This window comes from Salmonella sp. A29-2 (assembly GCF_020150755.1).
Classification (GTDB): Bacteria; Pseudomonadota; Gammaproteobacteria; order Enterobacterales; family Enterobacteriaceae; genus Salmonella; species Salmonella enterica.
On record NZ_CP083731.1, the window covers coordinates 4402499 to 4421912 of the forward strand.

Consider the following 19414-nt stretch of genomic DNA (forward strand, 5'->3'; position numbering starts at 1 on the left):
GGGAACAACGCCGTGCTGTCCTGGACAAAGGTCTATTCAGAGGAAATGTTTCATGGCTGCCATAACCACTGGTGTCGTTCTTCTCCGCTGGCAACTGCTGAGCGCCGTGCTCATGTTTTTAGCCAGCACGCTCAATATCCGTTTCCGTAAATCAGATTATATTGGTCTGGCGGTGATCAGTAGCGGTCTGGGCGTGGTATCCGCCTGCTGGTTTGCCACCGGCTTACTCGGTATTACCATGATGGATCTCGCTGCGATCTGGCATAACATTGAAGCCGTAATGGTCGAAACGATGAGCCAGACCCCGCCAGAATGGCCGATGGTGCTGACCTGATACGCTATCGCTGCCGCTGAAGCCGCCCACCGGTTATCTCAACGCGGAACCGCGCGCCAGGGGTAGCCTTGCGAACCATCACGTCCCTCGCATTGCCGTTGATGAGGGCCGCCAGGTGTGGTTATCCAAAAATGGCAAGTGGAATAGCCCTAACAGAATCGAGCTAAACTCATTGAAGACGTTGCCGACTCGTTAAATGACAAAAAAGACCCGTTTGTGCAACGGGTCTTTTTTATTAAGCAGTACCACCTGATAACAGCGACAAGCGCTGCTTATTTTACATTAATAATTTATCCGGAGAACAATCACGGATTATTTTTCCACCTTTCATTACCAGGACCCGGTCAAAATACTTTATCAGATATCGACGATGCGTCACCATGATCAACGTTTTCCCATGAATAAACTCATCTAAGTTATCAAAAATTTGCTTCTCGGTATTCTCATCCAGATTTGATGTTGGTTCATCCCATAAAAAGACGCTGGCGTTACTGCTCAGACTACGTGCTAATAATAACTGCTGCTGCTGTCCGGATGACAGGTTTTTAGCCATAAAATTCACCGGAAACTTCAGCCCCATAGGATGTTGCAAGATAAAACCACAGTTCGCCAGATGAAGCGCCTTGAGTACCCGGCCCCTGTCGTTTTGCGGTTTTAACGCGAAATTACTTTCAATGGTTCCGGTGAATAAAACATCATGTGTCGTCACCACACTTAAATGCTGAGAAAAAAAGTTCTGCGATAAATGTCCTAAGTTATATCCATCATATAAAATGGCACCGTCTGTTGGCGAAAGGTAGCCAGATAGCATTCCCAGTAATGAGCTTTTTCCTGCTCCGCATTCGCCTACCACCGCGACACGTTGCCCCGCAGGTATGTCTATAGACAGTCGATTAATAATCATCGGAGATTGAGCGTCATACTGATAACTCACGCCCCGGATAGAGATATCGCCATTGCACTTTGATATGGACTGTAATGCCGGTGTTTTTTCTGCCTGATCTTCATCAAAAAAAGAAAGCAGATCCTTACCGGTTTTTTCTGCTGATAAAATAGAGATTAATGTAGAAGAAAAATTCGAAATGATCCCGGAAATACGGCCAGAGACAATGACAGATGAAACAATTGCGCCAGTGGTAACATCACCCTTAATTACCATAAAAAAGGCTATTACCATAATAGTTATTTGGGTAACAGATGACATGCTGCCCAATATAGATTGATAGATAAGATTTAATTTCCTTATCTTCAGGTTAAGATACGACTGTTCATTTGATGTATTAACCCAATCAAAAAGTAAACCTTGATTATTTAAGGTATGGATCATTTTAATAGATAAGAAAACTTCTGAGATAAAAATATTCCTGTTCTTCTGTCCTTCTTTTTGTTTGTTCATTAACTCATTAGTATAATGGTGGTTAACGAGGGAAATAATAATAGAGACGATAAACATGGTAACAGGTACAATAACGACCAGACCTAAATTTACATATATAACAATGAGAAATATAATAAATATTGGAATATCGGCTATACGTTGAAAGATCGAGTTTAATAAAACGGGTTTAATTTTCTGAAACTCATTCCATAGCACAAATGCTGATGACATGGATCTGCCATTTTTCTTTTTACTATAAAGTACCGCTTCAAGAAATGCGATATCAATATCGACGTCATCCTGCCTTGCTGTGATAGACTGATAAATATCTTTCGAAGTACGAAGGATAAACTCAAAAACAATAAATACAGCAACAATTATAGCCACGCCAAATAAAGATGAAACCGAAGCACTTGGAACAAGCTTATCATAGAACAGATTACTAAATACTGGGATAGTTAACGCAAAAATTGCCATAAAAAGAGATGAAAAGAAGTATTTAGTATAAAAAATCTTGTTCATCGATAAAGAGTTTTTTATGATATTTTTTACTCTTATACTATCAACAACTTTATTTAAAGGTAGTATACTAAATGCAGATAACTCTTTTAAATATTCATCTTCAATTTCAACATAACAGAGTTCACCGCGCGCGTTTACCAACTTTATTTTTTGCCCGCCACTCACACACACCATCCACTTCATTTCTGGTGTTAATAGTAAAATCGGCATAGGCTCATTTAGTAAATCCTCACCATTATTAAATAATATATCCTGTAGAGAAAGCCCTAACGACAAAAAGAAATTCTTCATTTGTATAGAGTCATCAGTGTTATTTCTGTCGTATTTTTTAAATCTTAAATTTATATCATCCTCTTTGATGTCAATTTTTATGTTGAATTTTTTAGACACTATAGATAATGCCGTTTCCGCACTTAAATAATAAGGTTCTAGTTTTTTATCCATAAGTAAACCCCCTCACCCAAAGGTGAGGGGTCTCCGTTATTATGCGTGTTCTTCTTGATTATCTACAGGTAGCGTAACTTCATTAACGGCGAAAACATCAATAGCGCCGTTATTGTTGTGCCCTACAGAACTCGTGGAAGGGGAATCATTAATATCGTCCTCGGTCTTTCCTCTTGCATTCATTGCGTTCACAATATCCGCCGAGGAGTGATCGACTGAGAATGTTTTTTCCTTAATCAGGAAATCATCGTCCTTATCAATGAATTTCACGTCCATAGTATATTCACCATCTTCCAAAGATAGCGGAACTTCGAATATTGCTTTCTGGTTAGTTATCGGCAGAGTAAACTCTTCTCCTTCAAACATAACACTGACATTAACAATATTCTCAGGTACTGATATTTCAAAAGAAGGTGTCTGACTAATTGAACGATCTATTTCATCCCCAGAGTCAGCGTTTAACAATGTAATACTATAGGCTGTCTCCTTCACCACGCTTTCTTCCGCCGCAGACGGCACTGTACGGAGATGCGTAGCGCTTTCGGCATTCACTGTTTCAGACTCCGGTGGAGTAACCGCTGTTGCCGTGGCGTCATCGATCGCATCGTCATGCTGGCTATCCGCTGTTACCGTCACCGTTGAGTCAACCGTCACCTCCAGCGAAGCAGATTGCAGTGAATTCCCCGCGCGATCCACCACCGTCACGCTCAGCGTGTAAGTACCATCATTCCAGGCGGCTGGCGGCGTGAAGGTCCAGCCATCCGCGCCTTGCGTCGCCTGATAGATGTCTGTCACGCCATTATGCGTCACGTTTACAGTCACCCCGGTCACATCAGCATCAATATGCTGCAGCGTGAACTTAGGCTGGGTGTGATTGTGATTCGTCACGTTATCGCTGTCTGAAGCGCCATTGTCTTCACCTGCTGCCAGCGCAATCTCCGGCACGGTCAGCGTACTGTCGATCGTAACGGTAATGGGTAACGAGTTTTTCTGATTACCCGCGGCATCGCTTGCGATTACCGATATCGTGTAGGAACCATCAGCTAACGGTGTACCTGGCGTAAAGAACCAAACGCCATCGGCATTTTTTTCAGCATTATATACGGTCCCATTGATATCGACCTGAACGACCATAACATCGCTTTCCAGATTCCCGATAATAAAGGTAGGCTGATTATCTCGCGTAATATTATCGCCCGCCGTACCACTGTCTGAGTCTGGAGATAATGAAATAACAGGAGTCTCTTTCATGATATCGAGAGGGACATCATCACTCCGGTTACCAATCGCATCCACACTCGTAATGGTAAACTTCCCTTCCGATGGATACGGGATCGCCATACTCCATTTACCATTATCAGGAACGGTTAACGTATAAGTATTCCCATTACTATCGGTTATTATTAGCTGAGATTTGGCTTCCGCCGTTCCCTGCATAATAATTAGATCGTTGACAATATCTGAATAAGTTACGACCGGAGCGTTTGGCGGCGTTCGATCAATAAATATTTCATGTACCTCTTCCTTACGGTTGCCTGCGTTATCCTCAATACTCAACGTGATATCGTATTTCCCTTCCGGAAGCTGATCGGTCGATAACTCCCACTTCCCATTAGCCGCAACGACAGCGGTTGCCAGCGTGACCCCTGCCACGATTAATGATACCGTAGCGCCAATTTCCCCCATACCTCTCATGGTAATAGTGGAGCTATTACTCCACCAGTCCGTTTTCGATGATGATTTATTGTCATCAAGCTCGCTGGTAAATACCTGGATATGCGTATCGACCCAAATGGAATACTTTTCCTGATTTACGTTACCAGCACGGTCCGTAGATTTAACATTGATATCCAGCTGGCCTTCTGTGAAATAAAGCGGGTTCACCGGCATCTGCCAGTGGCCTTTGTCATTAACCCAAACTTCCCCCACATTTAAGCCATTAATGATGATTTCTATTTTGCTATTGGGCTCGGCACTGCCACTAAATAATAAGTTACGTGTCGTGTCCGTTATATATATTTTGCCATCACTACCGGTCATCTCTGCTAACGTTTGTCCGCCGATAGAATCAATGGCGACAGGCGTCGTATTAAAGGTATCGATAGTAAAGTTTAGCGTTTTCGAGGTAGCCGTGTTGCCTGCTTTATCGGTGATAACATAATAAATGCTATGGGAACCATCGCCCAACGGTGACTCAGGTCGATAAACTTGATTTCTGTCCGTCACCGTGATCGTATCGACTAGCACTCCATCAATGAAAATCTGAACACTCTGGTTCATTTCTCCAAAAATACTAAACGCAGGCCGGGTTTGACTCGTTATACTATCATTACTGAAAATACCGTTATCAGAACCTGCCATCATAACAGGATTATCGATAAACGTACTGGTATCTATCGTGACGAGTAAGCGAGGCGATTCTGCCGTATTACCTGCCGGGTCTTCGGCAACCACTCGGATAGAATATTCACCATCTTTTAACGCATTATCAAACTGATAGGACCAGGTTCCATCTTCAAGCACAAGCACATTTGCCACGATCTTTTCATCCACATAAATATGGATTGTGGCTCCCGCTTCTGCGGTGCCTACTAACACAGGCTTGTTGTGACTAGTAATCAGATCGTCAAGTGAACCAGAGTTGCTCGCATCTTCAAGGTTGAGCGTTGGGAAGGCGGTTGATGAATCGACATCCACGCTATAATCCTTGCTCACTTCAGTGTTGCCAGCAACGTCAGTAATGCTGAAATGAATATTAAACGTACCATCATCTTGCAGCAGTATCGGCGCGCGCCATGTGCCATCAGCCTCAACCATAACAACGTTGACTAATTTACCATCGACAAAGATGCTGACCTGAGAACCAGCCTCCCCGACACCTGAGACTGACAACGCCCGGTTATTAGAGAGGGCCGGTAATGAATCTTCATCAATGTCAAAGACAGCAATTTTAGAATCGATTGTCACGGTTGTAATCGCAGACTCAACCCGGTTACCAGCAGTATCCGTAGCAACAAATTGCACCTGATACTCGCCGTCGGCGCTATTTGCCGGCATGGTATAGCTAATATTACCTGACGAACTCGCCTCTACTGTGCCTTGTAACACACCATTAATATAAACCTGTACCGTCGCGCCGGGATCGGTCATGGCAACCAGTACCGGAGACTTATTATTGGTAATCAGATCATATTTATCACCGCTATTAGTATCCCGACTTAATGAAATATCGCTGATTTCAATCTGCGTATCATGTTCTATCAGAATATCTTTTTGTTGACTGTTGCCCGCTTTATCTTCCGATACCACGACAAAGGCATTACTACCTTCACGCAGATCTAATTCTGCGCTCCATCGACCATCATTGCCTACCACCAGGGTAGCAATAACCACCCCCTGCGGATTCCTGATGGTTAAAGTACTTCCGGCTTCGGCAGTACCATCGATGGTGACATGAGATTTATTGGTGATCCAGTCGCCAACTTTGCCACTGTCATCAGCTTCGCGTAATACCACGGTTAACGGCGAAATTACTGTATCCAGTATTACATTCTGCGGACCAAACTCTCTGATATTGCCGGCAACGTCTTCAACTTTAAACGTTAATTCATAATTACCGTCATTACCCAAAGCGGGTAATACTACGCCCCAGTGTCCTGCGCCTGTCGTATAAGCAATCGCTTTTTCAACGCCATTCACAAAGATAGTGATTTTGCTGTTTGGCTCACTGGTGCCGCCAATCTCCGGCGTCACCGTATTGATATATCCGCCCTCATGCATTCCAGATATATTCCATACCAGTTCAGCAACCTCGGTATCGATAGTGACATCAACGGCGGTGGAACGCAGTTCGCTATTATCGCGAGGGTTGACGATACCCACCTGGACGACATAATGGCCATCTTTCATTTCCGATAACTGGAAAGTATATCGACCCGCTGTATCCGCTGTCGCCTCGCCGACCTTCACGCCATCCACATAAATACTCACAATCGCATTAGGTAACGTGTTCCCAACCAGGGTCGGCGTTTTATTATTCGTGGTAAAGTCTCCTAAGGCACCACTATCGCTCTCCTCGCTGAGCTTTATGGTTGGAGGCGTGACATCAATAACCGGTATTACTACAGGAAAGTCGACCTGCGACGATTCATTACCCGCTTTATCTTTGGCAACAATGCTCACAACATAGGAGCCTGGCGCTAATACTGATGGCGGCGTCCAACTCCATTCGCCATTCGCATTGGCGTTTGCCGAGCCGACCACTTTCCCATCCCACTGAATCATAATCGTCGAGAACGCTTCGGCGAGCCCTTTGAACTCAGGACGTAGGCTGGTTGCTTCATGCTGATCATCAATAGATGGATCCGAAAGGCGAATGGTGGGATCGATCGTAACCGTATCGATAGTGAATCTTTCCTGCGTTTGCGCAGTATTTCCCGCGACATCTGTTGCGACGACGTTGATGGTATACATGCCATCCGGCAGTATATTCGGCGTCACACTCCAGTTGCCATCGGCGCCAACCGTAATCGTGTGTTTTAGAACCTCCCGACCTGACTTATCGTCAACAATGGTAATCACCAGTTTCGCATTAGGCTCCGCAGTACCTTCGAATTTGGGATTTTGCTTATTCGTAAGGTTATCGCTATTGGAGCTGCCGGTATCAGACGCTGGCTCCATTCTGACACTGACGCTTGTCGTGGTATCAATGGTAAAGGGCAGCTTAGTTTCAGAAGTATTTCCGGCAATATCTCTGAAGACAACAACGGCTTCGTATACGCCATCGTTTAACGCAACGGGAACCTGAAATTCCCAGAGGTTATTGCCATTTGCCGTAACCGGATAAGAAACGCCGTTAATTCTGATTACCACAGTATCAATATCGGCGGGTACATTGCCAATAACGAAACGTGGTTTAGTGACACTCGTAATATTATCAACAGCGCTTTCGCCAGTATCATCCGCATCCAGCAAATCAATACTGGGATCAGAAACAATAGTGTCTATTGTGAATGATACCTCTTTGCTAATTTTATTACCTGCGATATCTTCAGCCACTATTTCTATTTTGTAAGTTCCATCCACTAACGGTGTATCAGGGGTAAATAGCCATTTATTACCAGCCCCCTGAGTCAGTGTGCTGGATTTCCCGTTTAAAATTACCGTCACGCTCTGCAGCGGTTCTCTGGCTGAAATTTCAAAACGTGGAGAGGTAATATTCGTAATACCATCCGTAGAATCCTTTCCGGCGTCGTCCAGCATCACGACGCTCAGGCCGTCAATCTGCGTATCCACGGTGAAGCCCAGCGTGGAATTTGCCGTATTCCCTGCCCGATCCGTCGCCTGGACATGGAGAGTATAATGACCATCAGACAATGCGCTACCTGCAGTAAATTGCCACTGCCCGGCCGCATTTTTACTGATGGGCGTCCAGTTTACGCCATCGAAAGAAACCAGCACCGATGTCACATCATCAGGCGTTGCAATTTCAAAAGAAGGACGGGTAGCATTGGTGACATTATCGTGATCGTTGACGCCGCTATCTGTTGTTAACGTAACACTGTCAATCTGAACCTGCGTGTCGATTTCAATCTGCAGTTCGGCCGATGTTTTGGTATTACCAGCAATATCCGTTACGGTAACAGAGATCGTATGCTGACCGTCAGACAGCGGTTGATCCGGCGTAAAGGTTAAATTCCCCCCTGTGTTTTCAATGGTGTAATCCCGACCATCAATATGAACCACAATGTGTGATACATCATTATCGACATTACCGATAATAAACACCGGTTTGTTAATCCTGGTAAGATTATCATTAGTATCATCACCAGTATCATGGGTGGGATCGAGTACAATTGTCGGCTCTCGCAGAGTCGTATCAATCGTAAACTGCAGCGTTTCTTGCGCAACGTTGCCGGCGATATCAGTCACATCAACCAAGAGAGTGTGTTTCCCATCAGGTAATGCCGAACCGACATTAAATATCCAGCGGCCATCCCCTCCTTTTGTGAGTTCAATCCAATTAGCGGCGTTATCGATTTTAACGCGCACATGGGTAATATCATCAGCGGTAACAATACTAAACTGCGGCTTGTCGACTTTGGTAATGTTATCTACATCGCTATCACCGCTATCTGTAACCAACGTGACGCTTTCAATTTCAGCCGTTGTATCTATCACAACAGGTAATGGTTTCGATGTCGCGGTATTTCCGGCCTTATCTTCAACCGTAACGGTAATATTATAAGAACCATCCGGAATGGCATTGCCTGGTGTAAATTGCCAACCAGCCCCAACCTTAGTCGCGTTATAATCATGACCATCAATCGTCACCACGACTTTGATAACATCGGGGTCAACATTACCAATCGTAAAGGTGGGTCGTGAAATATTAGTGATATTATCGGCGGTATTCGCTCCGGTATCTTGTCCTGCGTCTAAAGCAATAGTCGGAACCTGTATATTAGTATCGATATTAAATACTAAATCTTTATTCGCAATATTACCGGCCTCATCAGTGGCCTCTACGCGAAGGGTATGAGTACCGTCACCCAACGTGTTCGGACTTTCAAAAATCCACTGTCCGTCGGCATTTTTGCGTATCACATTCCAGTTAGCGCCACCATCCAGGGTTACGCGTACCTGGATGACATCACCGGGAACGTCAATTCTGAATGACGGTTTGGCAACATTCGTTAATTGATCATTCTGCACGCCAGTATCATTAAGCAATACGATATTGTTAATGGTTGTCGTGGTATCAATACGCACCTCTAACGGCGCAGACTCTTTTACATTCCCCGCCAGATCTTCCACCACAACGGCTAACTGATATGAGCCATCAGCCCAGCTCGCAGAAGGCGTAAAGCGCCATTGACCATTGGTGAATACCGCCGCTTCCTCGTGCGTTTTACCGTTGTAAGTTACTTTGACCATCACGCGCGTAACGTCAGAATCAACCTGGCGTATGTCGAACACAGGCCGATCGTGTTTGGTGAGGCGATCGCCAACAGTACCGCTATCTTCGCCAGCTGCCAGTTCAATCACCGGCGTAGTCAACGTACCGTCTATCGTCACCTTTAAAGGCGCGGATGTTTGCTGGTTGCCTGCCACATCTGTTACCGTCACGGTGAATGTGTAGCTACCGTCCGCCAAAGCAGCATCCGGTCGATAGCGCCAGCCGTCGGCTGATTCGGTGAGTACCACCGTTTTAAACGTGCCGTTATGCTCAATACTCAATTCCACGTGTCGAACATCTTTATCGATACTCCCCAACACAAATACCGGCTGAGTGACGCTGGTCAGATTATCGTTCTTATTCTGTCCGGTATCCTGATCGGGCGCTAGCTCAATGGTTGGCGTTAACAACGTGATGTCGATAGTGAAATTGAGCGTCTCTGTCATCTTATTACCCGCACCGTCAGTCACTTCCACGGTCAGGGTATGCTGTCCCTCTGGCATATCCGTCGGCCAGGTGTAATCCCAAATGCCAGCCGTCGAACTCTTGATTGCAGTAACCCAGGTCGTGCCGCCGTCAATACTTAGAAGAACCTTTTCCACATCATCCGGTACCGAGATCTGGAACTGCGGACGCACATGTTTTGTCACATTATCGCCAGGGACGCCGCTATCGTTGACTAATTCAATATGATCAATGGCTATTTGCGTATCCACTGTCACCGTCAGCGGCGTAGACGGACGCGTATTTCCCGCCCGATCCTCCACTGTCACCGTCAGCGTATAATCACCGTCGCCCCACGGCGCTGGCGGTGTAAAGCTCCAGCCTCCAGCCCCCTGTGTCGCGGTAAACGAGGTTGTCGTTCCATTATGCGTGACGCTGACTGTAACGTTGATAACATCCGAATCGATATTCTGCAGAATAAAGGTCGGTCGGGTGCGATTGGTCATATCATCGCCAGGCGTACCGGTATCATCCGTGCTATCCAGCGCAATGGTCGGCGTCGACAACCGGGTGTCGATGAAAAATTCAAGCGTTTGCGTCGCCGTATTGCCCGCTCTGTCGGTGACCATGACGGTAAGGGTGTGTTTTCCATCGCCCATATCCGTTGGCCAGGTATAGCCCCAGACGCCTTCGATACCCTGCGCCGCGCTCACCCAGTTTGCGCCCCCATCAATGCTCAGTTGCACAGAATTCACATCCGCCGGCACCGTGATCTCAAACTGCGGACGGGTGCTGTTAGTTAGATTGTCATCAGGCACGCCATGATCATTGACCAATGTAATATCGGTAATGCTGGTTTGCGTATCTACCGTCACTATCAGCGGCGTGGACTGGCGGACATTCCCCGCGTTATCCTGGACTTCTACCGTTAGCGTATAGCTACCGTCCGCCCAGTCAGTATCTGGCGTAAAGCGCCACTGACCGCCGACCTGGGTCAGTTTCACTTCCTGGCTATTGCTGCCCTGCGTGATCCGCAAAATGACCGAGTGCGCATCGGCGTCAATATTGCCAATGGTAAAGCCCGGTGTTTTGACGCTCGTAATATGATCGCCAATGGCGCCTGTATCGTCCCTGCTATCCATAGTGATGGTAGGCGTTGACAGCCGGGTATCAATGGTAAAATCGAGCGTCTGCGTCGTCTTATTTCCCGCCTTATCGGTCGCTTCTACCGTCAGGGTATGTAGCCCGTCGGTCACATCTTTCGGCCAGGTGTAATCCCAGATCCCTGCCGTGCCCTGTGTTGCACGAACCCACGTATTACCGCCGTCGATACTCAGACGTACCTCGTTGACATCCCCTGGCACCGTGACGCGGAAGTGTGGACGAACGTCATTGGTCAGGTTGTCGCCGGGAATACCGTTATCATTAACCAGTTCAATATCATCAATGGCAATATGGGTATCGACCGTAACCGTCAGCGGCGATGAGTATTTTACGTTACCCGCATCATCCTCCACCCTCACCGTCAGCGTATGACTGCCATCTGCCCATGTGCCGGTCGGTGTCACGCTCCAGATGCCGGTCGCGCCTTTGGTGGCCGTCAGCACCTCTTTCGTGCCGCCATGCTGTACCTCAACCGTGACATACCGTGCGTCCGCGTCAATATTGCCCAGTATAAACGTCGGCTTATTCACATTGGTCAGATTATCGCCTTTTGTTCCGCTGTCGTCCGTGCTGTCCAGAGCGATAGTCGGCTCTGACAGTAGGGTGTCGATGGTGAACTCCAGTTGCTGTGTTGCCTTGTTTCCCGCCTTGTCGGTCGCCTCCACTGTCAGGGTATGCTTCCCCTCTCCCACATCAGCCAGCCAGGTGTAATCCCAGACTCCCGACGTCGAGCTCTGTGTGGCGTTAAACCACGTTTTGCCGCCATCAATGCTCAGGCGCACCACGTTGACATCCGTCGGTACCGTCACCTGGAACTGCGGGCGCACGTTGTTGGTCTGGTTGTCATTGGGGATACCACTGTCGTTAACCAGTTCAATATTGTCGATGCCGATTTGGGTATCGACAGTGACCTTCAGCGATGCAGAATGGCTGGTGTTCCCCGCTTTATCTTCGACTGACACACTCAGGGTATAATCGCCCGCCCCCCATGATGTCGGCGGCGTAAAGGTCCATCCGCCTGCGTCTTTAGTCGCGTCAAATGTGGTGACGCCGCCGCCATGCTCCACGCTGACCGTAACGCGAACGGCATCATCATCAATATGTTGCAGGTTAAATGTCGGCTGGGTGCGATTGGTCATGTTATCGCCCTGGACACCGGTATCGTCCGCACTATCCAGTACGATAACCGGCGTCGACAGCGTGGTATCAATAGTGAAGTCGAGCGTCCTGGTCACCGTATTGCCTGCGTTATCAGTCGCTTTCACCGTTAACGTGTAGTCATCATCTGCCAATGTCTTTGGCCAGGTATAATTCCAGACGCCCGACTTCGAGCTTTGCATCGCCTTAACCCAGGTTACACCGCCGTCAATGCTCAGACTGACTTCGTTGACATCCCCTGGCACCGTGATGCGGAAATGTGGATTGGCGTCGTTAGTTAGATTGTCGCCCTTAGTACCGCTGTCATTAACCAGTTCAATATCATCAATGGCAATATGGGTATCGACCGTAACCGTCAGCGGCGATGAGTATTTTACGTTACCCGCATCATCCTCCACCCTCACCGTCAGCGTATGACTGCCATCTGCCCATGTGCCGGTCGGTGTCACGCTCCAGATGCCGGTCGCGCCTTTGGTGGCCGTCAGCACCTCTTTCGTGCCGCCATGCTGTACCTCAACCGTGACATACCGTGCGTCCGCGTCAATATTGCCCAGTATAAACGTCGGCTTATTCACATTGGTCAGATTATCGCCTTTTGTTCCGCTGTCGTCCGTGCTGTCCAGAGCGATAGTCGGCTCTGACAGTAGGGTGTCGATGTTGAACTCCAGGTTCTGTGTTGCCTTGTTTCCCGCCGCGTCGGTCGCTTCCACCGTCAGAGTGTGAGAACCGTTAGCCACATCGGTCAGCCAGGTGTAATCCCAGACGCCCGACGTCGAGCTCTGTGTGGCGTTAAACCACGTTTTGCCGCCGTCAATGCTCAGGCGCACCACGTTGACATCCGTCGGTACCGTCACCTGGAACTGCGGACGCACGTTATTAGTCAGATTATCGTTGGGAATACCGCTGTCATTGACCAGTTCAATATGGTCAATGGCGATTTGCGTATCGACAGTGACCTTCAGCGGCGCTGAGTGGCGAATATTACCCGCCTCATCTTTCACCGTTACCGTCAACGTATAATCGCCATCGGCCCACGCGCTGCCGGGTACAAAACGCCACTGCCCGCCGATCTGCGTCAGCTCCACCTCCTCGCTGCCACCATCGCGCATCACCTGCACGACGACCTGAGTCACGTCAGAATCAATACCGCCGATAATAAAACCCGGCGTTTTAACGTTAGTCTTATTATCGTTGGCGGTGCCGCTATCATCTGCGCTGTCCAGCGTGATGGTCGGTGTCGACAATGTGGTATCAATGGTAAAATTGAGCGTTTCCGTCGCCGTGTTGCCTGCAACATCGGTTGCTTTCACTGTCAGGGTATACGTATTTTCGACCAGTTCTGTCGGCCATATATACTCCCAAACGCCGTCAGACGTCAGCGTTGCGTTAACCCAGTTGATGCCGCCATCAAGACTCAGTTGCACAGAGTTCACGTCCGTCGGTACCGTAATATGAAACTGTGGACGTGCTTCATTGGTCAGGTTATCCCCAACAATACCCGTGTCATTAAGAAGTTCAATGCGATCAATAGACGTTTGCGTATCGATAGTCACCGTCAGCGGCGCAGAATAATTTGTATTACCCGCCTTATCTTCTACCTTTACCGTCAGCGTATAGTCGCCATCGGTCCAGGCTGCGCCCGGCGTAAAGCGCCACACACCGCCGTTCTTAATCAACTCTATCTGTTGGTTCTTACCATCATGCGCCACCGTCACCACCACTTTGGTCACGTCGGCGTCGATATTACCGAGGGTAAAGCCTGGCATCTTAACGTTGGTGATGTTATCGCCAGCGGCGCTATCATCCGCACTGTCCAGGGTAATCGTCGGTTCTGACAGCAGGGTATCGATGATGAAGTCCAGTTTCTGCGTCGTTTTGTTTCCCGCCTTGTCGGACGCTTCCACCATCAGGGTGTGAGGGCCGTTAGCCACATTCGTCAGCCAGGTGTAATCCCAGACGCCCGACGTCCCGCTCTGCGTGGCGTCAAACCACGTTTTGCCGCCATCAATGCTCAGTCTTACACCGTTAACATCCGCCGGTACTGTCACCTGAAAGTGCGGGCGCGCTTCATTGGTCAGATTATCGTCGGGGATACCGCTGTCGTTAACCAGTTCAATACGGTCAATGGCGATGTGCGTGTCCACTGTCACCGTCAACGGCGCGGACTGCTTCACATTTCCGGCCCTATCTTCTACCTTCACCGTCAGGATATAGTCGCCGTCCGCCCAGTCGCTGGTCGGCGCAAAGCGCCACTGTCCGCCGGTCTGAACCAGTGGCACCTCCTGTTTAATGCCATTGTGCATTACCTCCACTATCACCCGGCTGACATCGGTATCAATATTGTTGAGGGTAAAGCCCGGCGTTTTAACATTGGTGATATTATCGCCCGCGATGCCGCTGTCATCTGCGCTGTCCAGCGAGAGGGTCGGCACAGACAGAGTGGTATCGATGGTGAAATCGAGCGTCTGTGTTGCCTTATTTCCCGCCTCATCGATTGCTTCCACCGTCACGGTATGGGAGCCATCGGTCACATCATCCGGCCAGATATATTCCCAAACCCCGGCTGCCTTCAGCGCCGCTGTTACCCACGTCTTGCCGCCGTCAATGCTCAGGCGTACCTCGTTAACATCCGTCGGTACCGTCACCTGGAAGTGCGGACGCACATTATTAGTCAGATTATCGTCGGGAATACCGCTGTCATTGACCAGTTCAATGTTATTAATGGCGATTTGCGTGTCCACCGTCACCGTCAGCGATGCAGAATGGCTGGTGTTCCCCGCTTTATCTTCGACTGACACACTCAGGGTATAATCCCCATCCGCCCATAATGCCGGCGGCGTAAAGGTCCATCCGCCTGTGCCTTTCGTGGCGTCAAATGTGGTGGTGACGCCGCCATGCTCCACGCTGACCGTAACGCGAACGGCATCATCATCAATATGCTGCAGGGCAAATGTCGGCTGGGTGCGATTCGTCATGTTATCGCCCTGGACACCGGTATCGTCCGCGCTATTCAGTACGATGACCGGCACTGACAGCGTGGTATCCACCGCGAAATCGATGGTCTTCGTCACGGTATTGCCTGCTTTATCAGTCGCCTCCACCGTTAGCGTGTATTGACCATCTGCCAGGTCTGTCGGCCAGATATACTCCCAGCTTCCTGCCACGCCCGGAGTTGCCTGAACCCACGAATTACCACCGTCAATGCTCAGACGGACTTCATTGATATCCGTAGGTACCGTCACACGAAAGTGGGGACGGTCGTCGTTGGTCATATTATCGCCTTTCACGCCGCTATCGTTGACCAGTTCCACCCCATCAATGGCGATTTGGGTATCGATAACGACCGTCAGCGGTGCTGAGTAGTTGGTATTTCCTGCCTTATCTTCTACTTTCACCGTTAACGTGTAGCTGCCATCCGCCCACGTATTCCCTGGTGTAAATAACCAACTACCATTGAGGTGAGAAAGTTCGATCTCTTCGCTCACGCCATTGTGCATCACCTGTACGACGACCCGATGCGCATCGGCATCAACACCGGAAATAGCAAAACCTGGCTTATTGATGTTGGTCAGGTTATCGCCTGTCACCCCCGTATCATCCTTAGAAAGCAGGGAAATCACCGGCGTTGATACTGTGGTATCGATAGTAAAATCGAATACCGCGCTGTTCGCTTTATTACCCGCAATGTCCTCAACCTTGACATAAACCTGATGCAAGCCTTCCGTTAAATCTGAAGTAAAGGTATAGGCCCATGAACCATCAGGTTGTTGCGTGGCAACACCGATCTGCGTATCAGACGCGGCATCCCATACCTGAACACTGATAATGTCCGGATCAATATCTTTTAGGTGCAAGGTAGGTTTAACGATATTCGTTAAATTATCATCTGAAATTCCCGAATCTGAATCCGGGCTCAATGAAACTATCGGTATTGAAATAGCAGTATCGACGCTAATTAAGAAAGGATCCGAATGGGCAATGTTGCCAGCGATATCTTCAACTGAAGCGGTTATTCTATGATCGCCATCAACCAAACCTTGATCGGCTTTCAGGGTATACTCCCATCTGCCATCTTTATTTGTTCTGACCTCAGCGATCAGTGCGCCATCAACATAGAGTTTAACCGTTGAATAGGGTGCAGCGGTCCCTGTCAGTGCAGGATTCTTTTCATTAATAATATGGTCTGTATTATCAACCCCCGTATCGTTGACCAACTCTATTGTTGGTTTTTGCGTTTGTGTTACGATTTGGAAATTATACGCTGATGAGGAGGCAGTATTACCGGCAATATCTTCTACCTTTACCGTTACGTCATGCGAGCCATCGGATAACGCTGTGGTAAATTGAAAATTCCATACACCATCATCGCCAGCAATAGCCTCGCCACTTAACACACCGTCAACATAGATGGAAACCTTAGCATTAGCTTCAGCCATCCCGGTAAACAACGGCGTATTAATTTTAGTAATCATATCGCCTTTAACGCCAGAATCAGCGCTATCATGCAACATAACAGTAGGGATCGGCGTAAAGCTATCAATGGTAAGCTGATAATCTACAGATGACGTTCTTCCTAAAGGATCGATGGATTCAACCGTAATCTTATAAACATTGTCAGACAGATTTCGGGAAATATCAAAATTCCAGTTACCGTCTGCATCCGCAGTCGTCACGCCTATCGTTTTACCATCGATAAGGATATTTACGGTAGCAAACCTATCCGCTGTTCCCAGTAATGTCAGAGCATTATGTTTATTGGTAATCCAGTCGCCTTTTGCACCGGAATCATCACTGGCATCGAGTTCCGCTTTTGGAGGTACAACTTCAGTTTGAATAGTAAAAGAATATTTAACAGTAGAGGATTTATTGCCGGCGGCATCCTGAGAAATGATTTCAATATCATAGGCGCCCTGAAGAAATTTATTACTAAACTGATAATTCCAGGTCCCGTTTGAATCAACCTCAATGCTGTCATATAATTTACCATCTCGCATCAATAAGATGGTAGACTTTGGCTCTGCCGTACCGACTAAAGCCGGTAAATCATTCCCTGATAAAATTATACCATTCGGCAAAACAACATAATCTTCCAAAGAAACCGTCGGAGGTAGAGGGGCAATAGTATCAATAACGTAACTAAAGGAAAAATCCTTTTTGTTGCCAGCGACATCTTCAACAGTGAACGTAAGATTGTTAATCCCTTCCACTGAGTCTGAAGTGAAATTGAACGTCCATTCACCCTGGTCATTCGCTTTAAAAACAACCTCTTCGCCAGTCTCACTATTTATGACACTGATAATAGCATTTGGCTCAGTTTTACCTGTAAAGGTTGGGCGAGTATTGTTAGTAACGTTATCACCGACAATACCGCTATCATCAGTCGTTTCAATCTCAGCGCTGAAATAGCTGATACGTGTATCAATAGTAAAAGGCAGATTTGCCGTCGCTGAGGTATGCCCGGCAATATCAGTAGCTGTTGCTGTTATATTGTATTCGCCATCCTTGAGCGGCGTAGTAAGCGTATAGCTCCATGTCCCATCTTTAGCAACAATGACCTCACCAAGATGTTTAAGTCCAAGATAAATAGAGACTGTAGAACCAGGTTCCGCCACACCAATAAATGTTGGCAGGGTGCTATTAGTAATGTTGTCATTTTTAATGCCGGAATCACTACTATCATCCAGCTCAATCGTCGGCTTTTCCGGAGGAATGGTGTCGGTTATGATACTATCCGTCGTTTCGTTTTTATTACCTGCTTTATCTACGGCAACGACTTTTATACTATTTTCGCCCTCAGATAGTTCATTATCCTTAAATTCATAACTCCAGTTTCCATCTTTATCGACATCAACGCTGGCAACCAGTTTATTATCTACATAAATGTCAACCTTAGCATTCTCTTCCGCCGTACCAACAATTGAAGGCGTCAAGGTCGGCGTTAAGCCCTTATGACCGGACACACTACTTTCAGGCGAAAGTTCAAATGTTGGCTTATCGGTAACGGAATCGATAGTAATGACAAGTTTGGCGCTACCGCTCCCATCAGCAGTCTTGGCCTCTGCCTCCAGATTGTATGTTCCATCAGTCAATGTTTCAGGCGCAGTGAAGGTGAAGTTACCCAAACTATCCGCTACAGCCTGGCCGACAGCAATACCATTAATTTTAATAATGACCGTGGCATTGGGAGCAGTGCTACCTACAAACTGAGGTTTGGTAAAATTAGTTATACTATCATCTTTGCTACCGCTGTTACTCTCGGCCGCAAGCGCTAATGTGACTTTAAGCGGCTCTTTAACAGACTCGGCATCGAGCTTATTTTCCTCATTTTTACTGCTATTACTTTTGCCAGTGCTGGTATTTTTATTAATAGGTTGAGGAAGAACTTTTTCAGCATCGTTCTGTTTAGAAGCCTGCGTTGCTTTAGCCTGTGTATTTTGCTGGGAAGCATCGCTTTGCTGAGCCAGATTGTCTTTTGCTACATTGTCAGCCAAAAATTCCTGCAGCATTTCTTCCATTTGCTTTGATGAGTTCTGTACTTCAAACGCTTCATTGAGCGCTTTTTCTGCAGCCTCCTTAGCTTTCTCTGCTTCTTCCTTCGCCTTATCAGCTTCTTTCTTTGCGTTTTCAGCATCGTCAAGCTGCTTTTTTAATTCCTCTTCTTCCTTCTTATTTCGTCGTTTGCCATTACCTTTCTTTTCTACCTGAGCAGAATCAACCAATGAGCTGTCAATTCTCTCCAGTTGAATATCTTTTAAATCTACGCTGCCCAGAATTTTAGCGCCGGTAATAGTCTTATCTTTAAATTTAACAGCGAGGTTATTGCCTTTGATACTTGAATAAAGAGCGCCATTGACAATGATCACTGAACCACGCGGCGTGGTAATGTTCATGTCTGGCCCGGAAAGAGAAACTTTTGCGCCTTTGGCATTACCCAAAGAAGATAAATCAATTACAGAATTTTGATCGGCAAAAAACTTTTGTATGCTTTTATTTCCCATAATATTATATTCAC

General features: G+C 47.3%; 3 protein-coding genes. 1 reads left to right on the top strand and 2 read right to left on the bottom strand.

What is annotated here, in order from left to right; all coding sequences use genetic code 11:
- The first annotated feature begins 52 nt into the window (after positions 1-52).
- Positions 53-334, top strand: coding sequence for a YjcB family protein (locus K8W53_RS21465; protein WP_000719058.1), 282 nt, complete (start codon positions 53-55; stop codon positions 332-334).
- 277 nt (positions 335-611) lie between these two features.
- Here K8W53_RS21465 and siiF read toward each other — a convergent pair whose 3' ends face one another.
- Both siiF and siiE read right to left on the bottom strand, forming a co-directional pair.
- A complete protein-coding gene (gene siiF, locus K8W53_RS21470) occupies positions 612-2678 on the bottom strand; it encodes an SPI-4 type I secretion system protein SiiF (protein ID WP_017441246.1) in 2067 nt (688 codons plus the stop codon).
- Positions 2679-2717: 39 nt separating this feature from the next.
- Positions 2718-19400: a non-fimbrial adhesin SiiE gene (gene siiE / locus K8W53_RS21475; RefSeq protein WP_208207292.1), complete on the bottom strand. Its 16683-nt coding sequence runs from the start codon at positions 19398-19400 to the stop codon at positions 2718-2720.
- Positions 19401-19414 lie beyond the last annotated feature (14 nt).

Coding starts and splice junctions, on each gene's coding strand:
- K8W53_RS21465 (WP_000719058.1), top strand. CDS start 53: ATGGCTGCCATAACCACTGGTGTCGTTCTTCTCCGCTGGCAACTGCTG.
- siiF (WP_017441246.1), bottom strand. CDS start 2,678: ATGGATAAAAAACTAGAACCTTATTATTTAAGTGCGGAAACGGCATTA.
- siiE (WP_208207292.1), bottom strand. CDS start 19,400: ATGGGAAATAAAAGCATACAAAAGTTTTTTGCCGATCAAAATTCTGTA.